Here is a 15,532-nt window from a genome sequence, read left to right on the forward strand (position 1 = left end):
TGGTGGGCGTTGACGGAGTCGAACCGCCGACATTCTGCTTGTAAGGCAGACGCTCTACCAACTGAGCTAAACGCCCCCGCTCGCTGTTTTGCTTGGCTCAACAGCGAGGAGGCGAATTAAAGCACAGTGGTTTCTGTCATGCAAGAGGGGTGAGTGAAATTTTCACGTCCTTGTTTAAAACGTCCCGCATCATTCTTCATGCTCAAGGCATTTTGTCTGACAGGGGCGTGACGCACTCTTTGCACCTCATGTATTATCTGCCGATTCGCTTTATCGGACGGTTATAGTAATGAAGCAGACCTTTCTCGATTTTGAGCAGCCGATTGCCGAGCTGGAAAACAAAATTGAAGAACTGCGCTTTGTCCAGGACGATTCCGTGCTGGACATTTCCGAAGAGATTTCGCGCTTGCAGAAAAAGAGCCAGGAGCTGACCAAGACGCTCTACGGCAAACTGACTCCGTGGCAGATTTCTCAGGTGGCACGCCACCCGCAGCGCCCCTACACCCTGGACTACATCAAGGCGCTGTTTGCGGACTTCGACGAGTTGCATGGTGATCGTTCCTTTGCCGACGATCCCGCTATCGTCGGTGGCATCGCGCGCTTCAATGGCCAGTCCGTCGTTGTAATCGGCCATCAGAAAGGCCGCGACACCAAGGAAAAGATCTACCGCAACTTCGGCATGCCTCGCCCCGAGGGCTATCGCAAAGCCTTGCGGCTGATGAAACTGGCGGAAAAATTCAGTCTGCCGGTGATTACTTTCGTCGACACCCCGGGTGCTTATCCCGGCATTGGCGCGGAGGAGCGTGGCCAGTCCGAAGCGATCGGGCGCAATCTGTACGAAATGGCCCGCCTGAAAGTCCCGGTGATCTGCACCGTGATTGGCGAGGGTGGGTCCGGCGGCGCGCTGGCGATTGCCGTCGGCGATTACGTCAACATGCTGCAATACTCCACCTATTCGGTCATTTCGCCGGAAGGGTGTGCTTCGATTCTGTGGAAGACGGCCGAGCGCGCTTCCGATGCCGCCGAAGCGCTGGGCATTACCGCGACCCGCCTGAAGACGCTGGGCTTGGTCGATCGTGTGCTCAACGAGCCGATCGGCGGGGCGCACCGCGATCACGCGCAGATGATGGGCTCGATGAAGCGTATGCTGCAAGAGCAGTTGCGCGATCTGACGGCCAAGCCGCTGGAAGAATTGCTGAAAACCCGTTTTGACCGGTTGATGAGTTATGGGCGCTTCAAGGAAGACGCTGCCTGACCTGATTGATCGCCTCATCGCACATTGGCCGGACGAATTGTCCGGCCAATGTGCTTTTGAGGTGGGGCTAAGCGGTGGCGTTGATTCGGTGGTGCTGCTGGACCTGCTGGTGCGCCTGCGTTTGGAGCGGGGGCTGAAGCTGTCGGCAGTGCATGTTCATCACGGGCTCAGCCCGCAGGCGGATGCCTGGGCTGAGCATTGTCGCCAGCTCTGCCTGGCGTGGGGCGTGCCATTACGGTCGGAAGCGGTGAAGGTCGAGGTGGCTGGCGGCGAGAGTCTCGAGGCTGTGGCGCGACAGCATCGTTATCGGGTTTATGGCGAGTCTTCGGCCAGCGTAGTGGTGTTGGCTCATCATCAGGATGACCAGGCCGAAACCGTGCTGCTGCAATTGCTGCGCGGCGCCGGGCCGAAGGGCGTGGCGGCGATGCCGATACTGCGGCGACATGCCGGCCGTTGGCTGTGGCGACCCTTGCTCGCCATCCCTCGTGCCGAAATCGAAGCGTATGCGCGTTGGCGCCAACTGGTCTGGATCGAGGACGAAAGCAACGTCGACACCCGCTGGCGCCGCAATTTGCTGCGCCACGACATCCTGCCTCTTATCGAGTCTGCCATGCCTTATTATCGGCAGCATCTGCAACGTGCGGCCGTCCTGATGGCGGATGCATCAGCCGTTCTCGACGAGCAGGCCGAGCAGGATTTGCTGCGCTGCCGCGACGCTGGGCGTCTGCTGGTGCAGCCCTTGTCCAGTCTCAGCCCGCCGCGTCAGCGCAACATGCTGCAGTACTGGCTGGAGGGGCTCGGTCTGGGGGCGGCAGCGCCGGAAGCGCTGGAGCAGTTTCGGCATCAAGTACTGCATGCAGCCCAGGACAGAAACCCCGAACTGCTCTTGCCGCAAGGGCGGATCTTCCGTTATCGGGGAGCGCTCTGGCCGCTTGCCCCCGCGATGGCGCCGCAAACGACTCGCCTGGCCGCGGGTGTCCTGGGCGCCAGAGTGGTTCCGCGCAGTTGGTCGGGCGAGCTTGGGTTTGTGCTTCGATCGGGAGGTCTCGATTCCCATTGCTTGCAGGGCGGGTTCGAATTGCGGGTCAGGGTCGGCGGCGAGCGGCTGGCTCAGCAGGTTGGCCGAAAGCCAGTGAAAACCCTGCTGCAGGAAGCAGGAATCCCACCCGCCTTGCGGGAGCAGTGGCCGTTGCTGTTTTTGCCGGATGGCCGTCTCGTGGCCATTCCTGGTGTCGCGGTATCCGAAGAGGCCAAGCTCCGCGATGGTCCGGGATGGTGGCCGGAATGGTGGCCGTGCTCGTTGCCCTGCTCTCGAACGGAGTGACGCGGGTGCCGGAGGTGCCTGTGGAAGAATAAAAAAACACCCGCCAGAAGCGGGTGTTTTGCTGAAGTGCTCGGCCGGTGCGGTTAGTCGCGTTCCCCGCTGAAGGCCAGCAGTAGCCGCAGCAGGCTGGTGAACAGGTTGTAGATGCTGATGTAGATGCCCAGTGCGGCGGAAATGTAGCTGGTTTCGCCGCCATCCACCACGTTCTTCACTTCCCACAAGATCATCAGCGAACTGAACAGGGCAATAGCCGCCGCAATGGCGAGTGTCATGCCGGGCAATTGCAGGAACATGTTGGCAACGATGGCGACCAACAGCACGATGGCGCCCACGGTCAGGAAATTGCCCATGCCGGACAGGTCGCGTTTGGTGGTGGTGGCAATTGCCGCCATCACGAAGAACACGACGGCAGTCGCGCCGCCCGCCACCAGGATCAGCTGGCCGCCGTTGGCGAAGCGCAGGGCGAACTGCAGCAGGGGGCCCAGCAAAACGCCCATGAGGAACGTAAAGCCCAGCATCAGCACTACGCCGAAACCATTGTTGCGGTTGGCCTGGATGGCAAAGGTCAGGCCGTAAAACACCGCCATGATGGCGATCATGCCGACGATCGGGCTGCCTGCCAGGAAGGCGAAGCGCATGTTGGTGCCGATCAGGGCTCCCATCACGGTCGGGATCATCGATAGCGCCAGCAAGGCGTAGGTATTGCGAAGAACCTTGTGGCGTGAGCCATCGAGCGTCAAGGTCTGATAGCCGGACTGAAGGTTCGGGTGCATGCTTCTCTCCCAGAGATCGATAGTATTTGATGCAAGTGGTGGGTAGACTTATCCACCTGCCATTAAGTTTCCGCGATGCGGCGGCCCGGCGCAAGGTGTCTTGCCCGGGTAGGGGGCTTGATGTATTCTTGCGCCTTGGCTGACCGGCCGGGAAATTACGCAAGCGCGGTCACGCACCCAATTGCGAGGGTGGCGGAATTGGTAGACGCACTGGATTTAGGTTCCAGCGCCGCAAGGCGTGAGAGTTCGAGTCTCTTCCCTCGCACCAGCAAACCGACGTAACGTCGCCTTTCCCTGCATCAGGTTTAAACTCGAGACACAGTTTAAGGATTGGACATGCAAGCACAGTTGGAAACGTTGAGCAACCTCGAGCGTCGCATGAACATCGCGTTGCCGATGGCTGCAATCGACGCCCAGGTGACCGAGCGACTCAAGAACATGGCGCGCAAGGCCAAGATCCAGGGCTTCCGCCCAGGCAAGGCGCCGCTCAAGATCGTCGAAATGAATTACGGCGCCCAAGTGCGCGAAGAAGTGCTGGGTGAGCAGGTTCAGCAAGGTTTCTACAAAGCGGTGAGCGAGCAGAAGCTGCGCGTTGCCGGCTATCCGCGCTTTGAGCCGGTTGCTGATGAAGGCGACAAGGAAAGCTTCAAGTTTGCCGCTTCTTTCGAAGTATACCCGGAAGTCAAGGTGGGCGAGCTGGCCGGCAAGGAAGTCGAGAAGCCGGCTGTCGTCGTGACCGAAGCCGAAATCGATAAAACGATCGATATTCTGCGCAAGCAGCGTACCCGCTACGAGCGCGTCGAGCGCGAGGCCGCCACGGGCGATCGCGTCATCATCGACTTCAAGGGCAGCATCGACGGCGTGCTGTTCGACGGCGGTTCCGCCGAGAACTTCCCGTTCGTACTGGGCCAGGGCCAGATGCTGGCCGACTTCGAAGCCGGCGTTACCGGCATGAAGGAAGATGAAGTCAAGAACATCACCGTTGCGTTCCCGGAAGACTACCACGGCAAGGACGTGGCCGGTAAAACCGCCGTGTTCGAAATCACCGTGAAGAACGTTGCCGCTGCCACGCTGCCGGAAGTGAACGAAGAGTTCGCCAAGCTGCTGGGCATCGCCGACGGCGACATCGAAAAGATGCGCGCCGAAATCAAGAAGAACGTCGAGCGCGAAGTGAAGCGCCGCCTGCAGGCCAGCATCAAGGAAAACGTGATGCAGACCCTGCTTGACGTTACCGAGATCGAACTGCCGAAGGCTCTGGTGCAGCTGGAAGTGGGCCGCCTGATCGAGCAGGCTCGCCGTGACATGGAGTCGCGCGGCCTGAAGGTCAAGGACATGCCGTTCCCGCCGGAACTGTTCCAGCAGCAGGCAGAGCGCCGCGTGGCCCTGGGTCTGATCCTGGCCGAAGTTGTAGCCGAGAACAAGCTGGAAGCCAAGCCGGAGCAGATCAAGGCCATGATCGAAGAGTTTGCCGAAAGCTACGAGCATCCGGAAGAAGTGGTGCAGTGGTACTACGCCAGCCCGGATCGTATCGAAGGCCCGACCTCCATGGTGCTGGAAGATAACGTGGTTGAATTTGTGCTCGGTAAGGCCAATGTAGTAGAAAAAGAAATGTCGTTTGATGCCCTGATGGGTAACAACGCCTGATAACCAACTACCGGAGCGGTCGATGATTTCAATGATGGATACCCAAGCGCTGGGCCTGGTTCCCATGGTGGTCGAGCAGAGCGGTCGTGGCGAGCGCGCTTACGACATCTACTCGCGGCTCTTGAAGGAACGCATCGTGTTCCTGGTTGGGCCTGTCACGGATGAGTCGGCCAATCTGGTGGTGGCCCAGATGTTGTTCCTTGAGTCCGAAAACCCGGACAAGGACATCTATTTCTACATCAACTCGCCGGGCGGCTCGGTGTCGGCCGGCATGTCGATTTTCGACACCATGAACTTCATCAAGCCGGATGTGTCCACCCTATGTATCGGCCAGGCTGCCAGCATGGGTGCATTCCTGCTGTCGGCCGGAACCAAGGGCAAGCGCTTTGCGTTGCCGAACTCGCGCATCATGATTCACCAGCCGCTGGGCGGGTTCCAGGGGCAGGCGTCCGACTTTGAGATTCACGCCAAGAACATCCTCTACATGAAGCGCCGCCTGAACGAATTGCTGGCGTTGCACACCGGCCGCAGCATCGAGGAAATCGAGCGTGATACCGATCGTGACAACTTCATGTCGTCCGAAGAAGCGCTGGCTTACGGCTTGATCGACAAGATGCTGCAGTCCCGCCGGGACGCGCAGGCATAATCGGTACGGACATTGACAATGGCTGATAAAAACAGCAACGAAAAACTGCTCTACTGCTCTTTTTGCGGCAAGAGTCAGCATGAGGTGCAGCGCCTGATTGCCGGACCTCAGGTATTCATCTGCAACGAATGCGTCGAGTTGTGCAACGACATCATTCGGGAAGAATTGGAAAAAGGCGTTGGTATTGAGGCAGCCGAGGGTGAAAGCCAGCCGCTGCCGACGCCGCAGGAAATCCGTTCCGATCTGGATCAGTACATCATCGGCCAGGATATTGCCAAGAAAACGCTGTCGGTGGCGGTGTACAATCACTACAAGCGCCTCTACACCCCGACCAACAAGGACGATGTCGAACTCGCCAAGAGCAACATTCTGCTGATCGGTCCGACCGGTTCCGGCAAGACCTTGCTGGCGCAGTCGTTGGCGCGGCTGCTGGACGTGCCGTTCGTAATCGCCGATGCGACCACCCTGACCGAAGCCGGTTACGTGGGGGAAGATGTCGAACACATCATCCAGAAACTGCTGCAAAAGTGCGATTACGACGTTGAGAAAGCCCAGCGCGGCATTGTCTATATCGATGAAATCGACAAGATTTCACGTAAGTCGGAAAATCCGTCGATCACGCGCGACGTGTCGGGTGAGGGTGTCCAGCAGGCCCTGCTGAAACTGATCGAGGGGACGGTGGCTTCGATTCCCCCGCAGGGCGGCCGTAAGCATCCCAACCAGGAATTCATCCAGGTCGACACGACCAACATCCTGTTCATCTGTGGTGGTGCCTTCGACGGACTCGAAAAGATCATCCGCCGTCGCTCGGAAAAGGGAGGCATCGGTTTTGGTGCCGAGGTATCCTCCAAAGACGAGAGCAAGAGCATCTCGGTGCTGTTCAAGGATGTGGAGCCGGGTGATCTGATCAAGTTCGGTCTGATTCCAGAACTGATCGGTCGTCTGCCGGTAGTTGCGACGCTCGAAGAACTGGATGAAGAAGCGCTGGTGACCATTCTCACCCAGCCTAAGAATGCACTGGTCAAGCAGTACCAGCGCCTGTTCTCGCTGGAGGGTGTGGAGCTTGAGATTCGTCCGTCGGCCCTGCGCGTGATTGCCAAGCAAGCCTTGGTGCGCAAGACTGGTGCACGTGGCTTGCGTTCCATTCTTGAGCGTGCGCTGCTCGATACCATGTACGAGCTGCCTTCGATGGATAACGTCTCCAGGGTGGTGGTCGACGAGAAAGTCATCGAGAAGGGCGACAAGCCGTTGTTCATCTACCAGGACAAGGACGACGAGGTGCAATCGGCCTGAGCCGGTTCCGCTTCCCATGAAAACCGCCCTGCAGGGCGGTTTTTTATTTCTGGCGCGATAAAACTGTTTTAGTATGGGCGTTGATATTTCGCCGCCCATCCCCCATTTCCCTAGCATCGATTCATGTAAGCAAGGTCAGGTGATATGCCGCAATCCGCAGAACTCAGAGAAGAGACCACGCTTCCACTGTTGCCCTTGAGGGACGTTGTCGTCTTTCCCCATATGGTGATCCCGCTGTTTGTCGGGCGGGCCAAGTCCATTTCCGCCCTTGAAAATGCGATGGACGAGGGCAAGCAAATCCTCCTGGTGGCTCAGCGCTCGGCATCCAAGGACGAGCCGGAAGCCGGCGACCTGTACGGTGTCGGGACGATTGCTACCGTCTTGCAAATGCTCAAGCTGCCCGACGGCACCGTCAAAGTGCTGGTTGAAGGCCGGCAGCGCGCCATCATCCAGCAAGTGCAGGATGAAGGTGATTGTTTTGTCGGTAAGGTCACCCCATTGACCAGCGATGGGGAAGACTCCACCGAGACCGAGGCGATGCGTCGCGCGCTGTTCGCCCAGTTCGAGCAATACGTCAAGCTGAACAAGAAGATTCCCCCGGAAATCCTGACCTCGCTCGCCGGTATCGAGCGCGCCGGGCGCATGGCCGACACCATCGTGGCCCACCTGCCGCTGAAACTGGAGCAGAAGCAGGAGGTGCTGGAGATGTTCGAAGTCAAAGAACGCCTCGAGCATCTGCTGTCGCAGCTGGAAGGCGAGATCGACATCCTGCAGGTGGAAAAGCGCATCCGCGGTCGCGTCAAACGCCAGATGGAAAAGAGCCAGCGCGAGTACTACCTCAACGAACAGGTCAAGGCCATCCAGAAAGAACTGGGTGAAATGGACGAGGCCAGCGACCTTGATGAGCTTGAGAAAAAGATCAAGGCTGCCGGTATGAGCAAGGAGGCTCGCGAGAAGGCGACCTCTGAACTCAAGAAGCTGAAAATGATGTCGCCGATGTCGGCGGAAGCCACGGTGGTGCGCAACTACATCGAAACATTGCTCGATCTGCCGTGGAAGAAGAAAACCAAGATCAACAAGGATGTGGCCAACGCCGAGGTGGTATTGGATGAAGACCACTTCGGCCTGGAGAAGGTCAAGGAGCGGATTCTCGAGTACTTGTCGGTGCAGCAGCGCGTCGACAAGCTGAAAGCGCCAATCTTGTGCCTGGTCGGCGCTCCGGGGGTCGGCAAGACCTCGCTGGGGCAGTCCATCGCAAGGGCCACCAACCGCAAGTTCGTGCGCATGGCCTTGGGCGGCGTGCGTGACGAGTCCGAAATTCGCGGCCACCGCCGAACCTACATCGGCTCCATGCCGGGTAAGGTGCTGCAGAACATGACCAAGGTGGGGGTGCGCAATCCGCTCTTCCTGCTCGACGAAGTCGACAAGTTGGGCGCGGATTTCCGTGGTGATCCGTCCTCGGCCCTGCTCGAGGTGCTGGACCCGGAGCAGAACCATTCCTTCGTCGACCATTATGCCGAGGTCGAATATGACCTGTCCGATGTGATGTTCGTGGCGACCGCCAACTCGCTGAACATTCCGCCCGCGCTGCTCGACCGCATGGAGATCATTCGCCTGTCCGGCTACACCGAGGATGAGAAGGTCAATATCGCACTGAAGTACCTGGTGCCGAAGCAGATGAAGGCCAACGGCGTGAAGGACGAGGAGGCGGTGATCCAGGAGTCGGCAGTGCGCGATATCGTGCGCTACTACACGCGCGAGGCCGGTGTGCGCAGTCTGGATCGGGAGATCGCTAAGATCTGCCGCAAGATCGTGATGGCACAGTTGCTGAAAGAAAAGGCTGGACGGGTAACGGTCAGCGCCAAGACGCTGGAGAAGTACCTGGGGGTCCGCCGCTTCGAATACGGCATCGCCGAGGAAGAGAACCGTGTCGGTCAAGTGACGGGTTTGGCCTGGACCGAGGTGGGAGGTGAGTTGCTGACTGTCGAGGCAGTGGCGCTGCCAGGCAAGGGGAATATCATCCGCACGGGCCAGTTGGGTGAGGTGATGCAGGAGTCGATCACCGCCGCCATGAGCGTGGTGCGCAGCCGTGCGCGAGCAATTGGCATTCGGCCTGATTTTTATGAAAAACAGGACATGCACATTCACGTGCCGGAAGGGGCAACCCCGAAAGATGGTCCGAGTGCTGGCATTGCCATGACGACGGCGATGGTGTCGGTGTTGACGGGTATTCCGGTGCGTGCCGATGTGGCCATGACGGGTGAAATCACTCTGCGGGGCGAGGTATTGCCAATTGGCGGCCTGAAGGAAAAGCTGCTGGCAGCTCATCGTGGCGGGATCAAGCATGTGCTCATCCCGAAGGGTAACGTCAAGGATCTGGCCGAGATTCCTGCCAATATCAAGCAGAAGCTGGAAATCCATCCGGTGAAGTGGATTGATGAGGTTCTGGCGCTGGCTCTGGAGCGAATGCCGGAGCCTCTTGCCGAGACCGAAGTGGCCGAGCCCCTGGCGGCAGGTGTCGAAAGCGCTGTGGCGCCGGCTGTGGTAAAACACTGATAACGCAGTCGTTTGTATAAATGCTCGAAATGCCTTGCCGTCCGGGCTTCCAGTGCAGTCGCCAAAGTGGCAGAATGCTCTGAAAGCCGCTTGACACAAGGATTTCGGGCTTGTTATAAAGCAAACGGTTTTTATCCGAATTACGTAGACCGAAGAACGACGAAAGGGGACTTACGTGAACAAGTCTGAGTTGATCGATGCTATCGCCGCTGAGGCTGATATTCCCAAGGCTGCTGCTAGCAAGGCTCTGGACGGCATGATTGCCGCCGTGACTGGCGCGCTGAAACAAGGTGATACCGTTACGCTGGTTGGTTTCGGCACCTTCTATGTTGGTGAGCGTGCTGAGCGCACTGGCCGTAACCCGAAGACTGGCGACTCCATCACGATTCCGGCTGCCCGTTCGCCGAAGTTCCGTGCTGGTAAAGCCCTGAAGGACGCGCTATAATTTGAAGCCTTGTCGTCAAGACAAGGTTTCAACGGGTGATTAGCTCAGTTGGTAGAGCGTCTGCCTTACAAGCAGAATGTCGGCGGTTCGACTCCGTCATCACCCACCAAAGTTCGGAGCGGTAGTTCAGTTGGTTAGAATACCGGCCTGTCACGCCGGGGGTCGCGGGTTCGAGTCCCGTCCGCTCCGCCAGAACAGACAAAAAAGGTGAACGACACTTCCGTTCACCTTTTTTTTTACCGAGGTGGCATCCGCCTTTCGCACCATGTTCGAGTTTGTCCAGAACAATAAATTTGTCATCAAAGTCATTCTTGGCGCTATTGCGCTGACCTTTGTCGGTTTTGGTGTGGGTAGCTATACCACGGCAGTGGATGAGCCCTATCTGGCCAAGGTGGGGAATGTGAAGATACACAAACAGGATCTGGACCGTGCCCTGGAGGGGCAGCCGGCGGATGCGGCCACCCGCCAGGCCGTGCTGGAGAACCTGATCCGTCAGCAATTGCTGCTGGCGGACTCGCACGCCGCGGGCTTGACCGTTTCCGATGCACAGCTGCGCAAGGCGATCGCCGCGATACCGGCCCTGCAGGAAAACGGGACGTTCAGCCCCGAGCGCTACAAGCAGTTCCTGGCCGGGCGCTATCAGTCGTCCGCGGCGTTCGAGGAACTGGTCAAGCGAGATATTCTGCTGCAAGGTCAGCTGACCAGCTTGCTGGGTAGCCAGATTGTGCCCCGCACCGTGGTCGATCGCATGGCGGGAGTCTTGGGGGAAAGCCGCGAGGTGCGGGCGCTGGTGCTCAAGCCGGAGGCGTTTGCTGCCGAGGTCAAGACCGATGATACCGCCCTGAAGGCATTTTACGACGCGAGTTTGAAGCGCTTCCGTACCCCTGAGGCGATCAAGCTGGATTATGTGGTGCTATCGCAGGATGCGCTAGCAGCGGCTCAGGCGGTGACGGACCAAGAAGTCGAGAGCTATTACAACGAACATAAGGCTGACTTCGGCAGCGAAGAGCGGCGCGTATCGCATATTCTGCTGACGGTGCCGCCGAAGGCGACTGCCGAGCAGAAGGCTAAGGTGCGCAGCGCCGCTGAAGCCTTGCTGAAGGAAGTGCGAGCCAACCCGGCCAAGTTCGCCGAGTTGGCCAAGACCCGCTCGCAGGATCCAGGCTCGGCCACCAACGGTGGGGACTTGGGCTTCTTCGGTCGTGGAGCGATGGTGAAGCCGTTCGAGGACGTTGCGTTCCGCATGCAACCGGGCCAGATCAGCGAAGTGGTGGAGACTGAATTCGGCTTTCATATTCTGAAGCTGGAAGAGGTCAAGCAGCCGGTGTTTACGGCGGTCAAGGGTGAGGTTGAGCAGCGTCTTAAGCGTCAGAAGGCGGCTGCACAGTTCCGTGCCGCGTCGGAGAAATTGGGGGAGTTGGCTTATCAGCAGGCTGATTCGCTCAAGGCGATCAGCGATCAGTTGAAGCTGAGCCCGCAGCATTCCGATTGGCTGGTGCGCGGCAAGCCGGCCAGCGACCCGCTGCTGAACAATCCGAAGCTGCAGGAAGCCGCTTTCAGCGACGATGTCCTGAAGGGTAAGCATAACAGCGAGCCGGTCGACCTCGGCAAGAACACCCTGGTGGTGGTGCGCGTGGCCGAGCATCAGCCCGAGCGTCAGCAGACGCTGGCGGAGGTGCAGGAGGTGATCAAGGCCGAACTGGTGCGGCGCGAGGGTGCCAAGCTGGCGGAGAAGCGTGGTGACGCCTTGCTGGCCGAACTGAAGGCGGGCAAGAATGTCGACAGCCATCCGTGGGAGCCTGCCCGGATGGTGTCGCGTCGTTCCTTCGGTGCGCTGTCGTTGTCCGAGGTGCGGGCAGTGTTCGCGGCTAGCGCGACCAAGCTCCCGGCGTTTACCGGCGTCAAGCAGGATGGTGGTAACTACGTGGTGTATCGCGTCGACAAGGTGGTTCCGGCTCAGGCGCCTAGCCCGGCTGAACGCAGCCAGTTGAGCGGCCTGATTGGGGAAATGAATGCGAATGCCCAGGTGGCCAGCTATCTGGAGGCCTTGCGGGAGAAGTACAAGGTGACGCTGAGCCAGCAGCCGACCGAGTAATGGCCCGTTTAGGTGGTTGTAGTTGGACAGCCGGCGCAACGGAGTTGCGCCGGTTTTGTTTTGTTGTTTTGGCGAGCATGAAAAAAGGGCCCTGAGGCCCTTTGTGGCGATCCTGTAATGAATCAGGCGGCGAGGTTCTGGGCCACGAAGTTCCAGTTCACCAGCTTCCAGAAGCTTTCCAGGTAGTTCGGGCGGCTGTTGCGGTAGTCGATGTAGTAGGCGTGCTCCCAAACGTCACAGGTCAGCAGCGCTTTCTTGTCGGTGGTCAGCGGGGTGGCGGCGTTGCTGGTGGAAACCAGGTCGAGCGAGCCATCCGGGTTCTTCACCAGCCAGGCCCAGCCGGAGCCGAAGGTGCCGGCAGCGACGGCGTTGAATGCCTTCTTGAACTCGTCGAACGAGCCCCATTTGGCGTTGATGGCATCAGCCAGGGCGCCGGTCGGCTCGCCACCGGCGTTCGGGGCCAGACCGAACCAGTAGAAGGTGTGGTTCCAGACCTGAGCCGCGTTGTTGAACAGGCCGCCGGTCGATTTCTTGACGATTTCTTCCAGACTGGCGTTTTCGAACTCGGTGCCCTTGATCAGGTTGTTGAGGTTGGTGACGTAGGTCTGATGGTGTTTGCCGTAGTGGTATTCCAGGGTTTCCTTGGAAATGTACGGAGCGAGGGCGTCCAGGGCGTACGGGAGTTCCGGCAGTTTGTGTTCCATCTTGATCTCCTAAGTGGGGGTGAATGTCAGCTCCGGGCTGACACGATGATGGCGGCAAGTTTACTGGAATTGCCGGGGCGGGCCAATAGCCGACTAAAAAGGTAGAGTAAAGGGTTTCATGGCGTATTTTGACGTAATCATCATCGGGGCCGGCGCCGCCGGGCTGATGTGCGCGGCAACCGCCGGGCAGCGGGGCCGTTCGGTGCTGTTGCTCGATCATGCGGCCAAGCTGGCGGAGAAAATCCGTATTTCCGGCGGCGGGCGGTGCAATTTCACCAACCTCCAGGCCCGGCCCGAGTGCTATCTCTCGGAGAATCCGCACTTCTGTCGCTCGGCCCTGTCACAATTCAGCGTCCAGGATTTCATCCGCATGGTGGAGCGGCATGGCATCGGCTACCACGAGAAAACGCTGGGCCAATTGTTCTGTGACGAGTCCAGCCAGCAAATTATAGACATGCTGGACGGCCTGTGCCGTGAGGCTGGAGTCGATCGTCGCATGGGGGTAACCGTGGGCACGGTGGAGCGTTCGGACCGTTTCCGGGTACATAGCTCGGCCGGGGTGTTCGAGTCGGCTTCGCTGGTCGTGGCCACGGGCGGGCTGTCGATTCCGCAGATCGGGGCTACCGGCTTCGGCTACCAGCTGGCCGAGCAGTTCGGCCTGGCGCTGACGCCGAGGGTGCCGGCACTGGTGCCGCTGACCTTTCATGCCGATGATGTCGCGCGCTTTGCACCGCTGGCGGGTGTTTCGCTCGATGCGGTGGCAAGCTGCGGCAAGACGCGCTTCCGCGAGAACGTATTGTTCACCCACAAAGGCTTGTCCGGGCCGGCTATCCTGCAGGTGTCATCTTACTGGACGCCGGGTCAGGAGCTAGTGCTCGATCTGCTGCCGGAACTCGATGCGGAAGCCTACTTGGGGGAGCGCGAGGGGAGCGAGCAGCTGCTGGCGAATGCCTTGGCCGATACCGGTTGGCCGAAGCGCTTTGCCCAGGCCTGGTTGGACGGTGCGGGCTTTGGTGGGCGTGTGAAGGACCTGCCTGGTAAGCGCCGGCGTCAGCTGGCGGAAACACTGCACCACTGGCGTGTCCGTCCCAACGGCACTCAGGGTTACAAGAAGGCGGAGGTGACGCGTGGCGGCGTCAGTACGCGCGATTTGTCGTCCAAGACCATGATGGCCAAGGATGTGCCGGGGTTGTTCTTCATCGGCGAGGTGGTGGATGTGACCGGCTGGCTCGGCGGCTACAACTTCCAGTGGGCCTGGTCATCCGGCTTCGTCGCCGGCGAAAACTGTTAGAATCGCGTTTCGTCTGACAGCAGACAGAACTGAACACCACCCACGACACCATTTCTAATGTGTGCCGGCTTACTTGATGTTGTACATGACCGACTCGACTGAATACTTTGACAGCGCCACCGCCGCGGTGCGCACTCCGCCCCAGTCCATCGAGGCCGAACAATCGGTCCTGGGTGGACTGCTGCTCGACAACAGCGCTTGGGACAAGATCGCCGACGTGGTGGGTGAGGCGGATTTCTATCGTCACGACCACCGCCTGATTTACAAGCATATCGCTCAGTTGGTCGAGCATTCTCGTCCTGCCGACGTGGTGACGGTGCTGGAAAGCCTCGACAAGTCGGGGGAGAGCGGCGCGGTGGGGGGCTTGGCCTACCTGGCAACGCTGGCGCAGAACACGCCGTCGGCCGCCAACATCCGTCGTTACGCCGAGATCGTGCGTGAGCGCTCCATTATGCGCCAGCTGGCTCAAGTCGGTACCGAGATCGCCGAGGCGGCGTATGCCCCGATGGGGCGCGATGCTGCCCAGCTGCTGGATGAGGCCGAGGGCAAGGTGTTCCACATCGCCGAGTCGACTGCCAAGTCCAAGCAGGGCTTTCTCGAGATGCCCAATCTGCTGAAAGAGGTGGTCGAGCGTATCGACATGCTGTACAGCCGCGAGAACCCGGATGAGGTGACCGGCGTGCCGACCGGCTTCATCGATCTCGACGCCAAGACCTCCGGCCTGCAGCCCGGCGACCTGATCATCGTCGCCGGCCGTCCGTCGATGGGCAAGACCGCCTTCTCGATGAACATCGCCGAGCACGTGGCGGTGGAGCAGCACTTGCCGGTGGCGGTGTTTTCGATGGAAATGGGCGGTGCACAGCTGGTGATGCGTATGCTGGGTTCGGTGGGCCGGCTTGACCAGCACACGCTGCGTACCGGCAAGCTGGGTGACGACGACTGGCAGAAGCTGACCTACGCCATCGGCAAGCTGTCCGACGCACCGATGTACATCGACGAGACTCCGGCGTTGACCGCATTGGAATTGCGCGCAAGGGCACGCCGGCTGGCGCGCCAGCATGGCGGTAAGCTGGGCCTGATCGTGATCGATTACCTGCAGCTGATGTCGGGCTCGGGCCGCGGTGACAACCGTACCGCGGAGTTGGGCGAGATTTCGCGCGGTCTGAAGGGCTTGGCCAAGGAGCTGCAGGTGCCGGTGATCGCGCTGTCGCAGCTGTCGCGTGCCGTGGAGCAGCGCCCCAACAAGCGGCCGATGATGTCCGACCTGCGCGAATCGGGGGCCATCGAGCAGGATGCCGACTTGATCGTCTTCATGTACCGCGACGAGTACTACAACCCGGATTCGGACCAGAAGGGTCTGGCCGAGGCCATCATCGGCAAGCACCGTAACGGCCCGACCGGTGCGGTGCGCCTGGCCTTCATCGGTCACTATGCCAAGTTCGACAACGCCGCCTCCATTGGTGCCACTGGTTGGGCGGACAACGATTCCTGATCCATCAAGGTTGG

General features: G+C 59.7%; 12 protein-coding genes and 4 tRNA genes. 13 read left to right on the forward strand and 3 right to left on the reverse strand.

Annotated features, from left to right (window positions below; translation table 11 throughout):
- Positions 1-76, reverse strand: a tRNA-Val gene (locus B9N72_RS16315).
- 213 nt (positions 77-289) lie between these two features.
- Here B9N72_RS16315 and B9N72_RS16320 point away from each other — a divergent pair.
- Positions 290-1,255: an acetyl-CoA carboxylase carboxyltransferase subunit alpha gene (locus B9N72_RS16320; RefSeq protein WP_085277355.1), complete on the forward strand. Its 966-nt coding sequence runs from the start codon at positions 290-292 to the stop codon at positions 1,253-1,255.
- A complete protein-coding gene (gene tilS, locus B9N72_RS16325) occupies positions 1,227-2,579 on the forward strand; it encodes a tRNA lysidine(34) synthetase TilS (protein ID WP_085277356.1) in 1,353 nt (450 codons plus the stop codon). The genes B9N72_RS16320 and tilS overlap by 29 nt, the downstream gene beginning before the upstream one ends.
- Positions 2,580-2,662: 83 nt before the next feature.
- Here the strand turns inward: tilS and B9N72_RS16330 are convergent, their stop codons facing one another.
- Positions 2,663-3,352, reverse strand: a complete 690-nt coding sequence (locus B9N72_RS16330) for a Bax inhibitor-1/YccA family protein (protein WP_085277357.1) — start codon at positions 3,350-3,352, stop codon at positions 2,663-2,665.
- A 183-nt stretch (positions 3,353-3,535) separates the two neighbouring features.
- On the opposite strand from B9N72_RS16330, the gene B9N72_RS16335 reads away from it, so the two are divergent.
- From B9N72_RS16335 to B9N72_RS16375, 9 genes are all read left to right on the forward strand, one after another.
- Positions 3,536-3,620, forward strand: a tRNA-Leu gene (locus tag B9N72_RS16335).
- 68 nt (positions 3,621-3,688) lie between these two features.
- Positions 3,689-4,996: a trigger factor gene (tig, locus tag B9N72_RS16340; protein ID WP_085277358.1), complete on the forward strand. Its 1,308-nt coding sequence runs from the start codon at positions 3,689-3,691 to the stop codon at positions 4,994-4,996.
- 22 nt (positions 4,997-5,018) lie between these two features.
- Positions 5,019-5,642, forward strand: a complete 624-nt coding sequence (gene clpP / locus B9N72_RS16345) for an ATP-dependent Clp endopeptidase proteolytic subunit ClpP (protein WP_085277359.1) — start codon at positions 5,019-5,021, stop codon at positions 5,640-5,642.
- A gap of 18 nt (positions 5,643-5,660) precedes the next feature.
- Positions 5,661-6,935 (forward strand): ATP-dependent Clp protease ATP-binding subunit ClpX, encoded by a 1,275-nt coding sequence (gene clpX / locus B9N72_RS16350; RefSeq protein WP_085277360.1) that lies wholly within the window; start codon positions 5,661-5,663, stop codon positions 6,933-6,935.
- Between the two features lie 144 nt (positions 6,936-7,079).
- Complete coding sequence (gene lon, locus B9N72_RS16355) at positions 7,080-9,491, forward strand: endopeptidase La (protein WP_085277361.1); 2,412 nt, start codon at positions 7,080-7,082, stop codon at positions 9,489-9,491.
- Positions 9,492-9,666: 175 nt separating this feature from the next.
- Positions 9,667-9,936: an HU family DNA-binding protein gene (locus B9N72_RS16360; protein WP_014087648.1), complete on the forward strand. Its 270-nt coding sequence runs from the start codon at positions 9,667-9,669 to the stop codon at positions 9,934-9,936.
- Between the two features lie 33 nt (positions 9,937-9,969).
- Positions 9,970-10,045: transfer RNA gene (locus B9N72_RS16365), tRNA-Val, on the forward strand.
- A 6-nt stretch (positions 10,046-10,051) separates the two neighbouring features.
- A tRNA-Asp gene (locus B9N72_RS16370) sits at positions 10,052-10,128 on the forward strand.
- A 73-nt stretch (positions 10,129-10,201) separates the two neighbouring features.
- On the forward strand, positions 10,202-12,031 hold the full coding sequence (locus tag B9N72_RS16375) for a SurA N-terminal domain-containing protein (RefSeq protein WP_085277362.1): 1,830 nt from the start codon (positions 10,202-10,204) through the stop codon (positions 12,029-12,031).
- A 122-nt stretch (positions 12,032-12,153) separates the two neighbouring features.
- Here the strand turns inward: B9N72_RS16375 and sodB are convergent, their stop codons facing one another.
- On the reverse strand, positions 12,154-12,735 hold the full coding sequence (sodB, locus tag B9N72_RS16380; protein WP_085277363.1) for a superoxide dismutase [Fe]: 582 nt from the start codon (positions 12,733-12,735) through the stop codon (positions 12,154-12,156).
- Between the two features lie 118 nt (positions 12,736-12,853).
- Here sodB and B9N72_RS16385 point away from each other — a divergent pair, with 118 nt between their 5' ends.
- Positions 12,854-14,026 carry a BaiN/RdsA family NAD(P)/FAD-dependent oxidoreductase gene (locus B9N72_RS16385; RefSeq protein ID WP_085277364.1) on the forward strand — a complete coding sequence of 391 codons (1,173 nt, stop codon included), beginning with the start codon at positions 12,854-12,856 and terminating at the stop codon, positions 14,024-14,026.
- 85 nt (positions 14,027-14,111) lie between these two features.
- Complete coding sequence (gene dnaB / locus B9N72_RS16390) at positions 14,112-15,518, forward strand: replicative DNA helicase (RefSeq protein WP_407681306.1); 1,407 nt, start codon at positions 14,112-14,114, stop codon at positions 15,516-15,518.
- The last annotated feature ends 14 nt before the right edge of the window (positions 15,519-15,532 follow it).

Source organism: Pseudogulbenkiania subflava DSM 22618 (assembly GCF_900177275.1).
In the GTDB taxonomy this organism is placed as follows: domain Bacteria; phylum Pseudomonadota; class Gammaproteobacteria; order Burkholderiales; family Chromobacteriaceae; genus Pseudogulbenkiania; species Pseudogulbenkiania subflava.

Bases quoted from the DNA above. Each gene is read 5' to 3' on its own strand.
- clpX (WP_085277360.1), top strand. From the start codon at position 5,661: ATGGCTGATAAAAACAGCAACGAAAAACTGCTCTACTGCTCTTTTTGC.
- B9N72_RS16375 (WP_085277362.1), top strand. From the start codon at position 10,202: ATGTTCGAGTTTGTCCAGAACAATAAATTTGTCATCAAAGTCATTCTT.
- tig (WP_085277358.1), top strand. From the start codon at position 3,689: ATGCAAGCACAGTTGGAAACGTTGAGCAACCTCGAGCGTCGCATGAAC.
- B9N72_RS16385 (WP_085277364.1), top strand. From the start codon at position 12,854: ATGGCGTATTTTGACGTAATCATCATCGGGGCCGGCGCCGCCGGGCTG.
- clpP (WP_085277359.1), top strand. From the start codon at position 5,019: ATGATTTCAATGATGGATACCCAAGCGCTGGGCCTGGTTCCCATGGTG.
- tilS (WP_085277356.1), top strand. From the start codon at position 1,227: ATGGGCGCTTCAAGGAAGACGCTGCCTGACCTGATTGATCGCCTCATC.
- B9N72_RS16330 (WP_085277357.1), bottom strand. From the start codon at position 3,352: ATGCACCCGAACCTTCAGTCCGGCTATCAGACCTTGACGCTCGATGGC.
- lon (WP_085277361.1), top strand. From the start codon at position 7,080: ATGCCGCAATCCGCAGAACTCAGAGAAGAGACCACGCTTCCACTGTTG.
- dnaB (WP_407681306.1), top strand. From the start codon at position 14,112: ATGACCGACTCGACTGAATACTTTGACAGCGCCACCGCCGCGGTGCGC.
- sodB (WP_085277363.1), bottom strand. From the start codon at position 12,735: ATGGAACACAAACTGCCGGAACTCCCGTACGCCCTGGACGCCCTCGCT.
- B9N72_RS16320 (WP_085277355.1), top strand. From the start codon at position 290: ATGAAGCAGACCTTTCTCGATTTTGAGCAGCCGATTGCCGAGCTGGAA.